The following is a 562-nucleotide window of genomic DNA, read 5'->3' as shown; positions in this document are numbered from 1 at the left end:
AGCGCCGCGATGGCCGAGAGGGCCGTCATGAGCTTGGGGCGCAGGCGGGCGGCAATGGCGTAGCCCACGGCCTGCTCCACGGGCCGGCCCTCGGCCAGGATTTCAAAGAATTGCTGGAAGGTGAAGATGGCATTCTCACCGATGATGCCCACCACCATAATCAGGCCGGTGTAGGAGCCCACGTTCAGCGGCGTGTTCGTCAGAAACAGCGCCAGCGAACCGCCGGCCGGCCCCAGCACGGCAATCAGTAGAATTAAGCCGGCCGCCTTCAAGTCCCGAAACAGAAACAGCGCCACCGCAAACACCAGCAAACAGGCAGTGCCCAAAATGGTGAGCAGCTCCTGAAACGACTGCTGCTGCTCGGCATACGAGCCGCCGTACTGGATAAAGTAGCCGGGCGGCAGCGGCACGTCGCGCTCCAGCTTCTGCTTGATTTCGCTCATGGCCCCGCCCAAATCGCGCCCATCGAGGCGGGCCGTCACGGCCGTCATGGCCTGCAGGTTTTCGCGCTCCAGCTCGGCTTCGCTGGGCGTCACACGCACGGTGGCCAGCTCGTCGAGGC

General features: G+C 64.4%; 1 protein-coding gene. It reads right to left on the bottom strand.

What is annotated here, in order from left to right:
* On the bottom strand, window positions 1–562 hold a 562-nt coding region (locus ACYVDE_RS25795; protein ID WP_460504351.1), incomplete at both ends, for an efflux RND transporter permease subunit.

This window comes from Hymenobacter agri (genome assembly GCF_054778495.1).
This window is presented reverse-complemented; position numbering and strand designations above follow the sequence as displayed.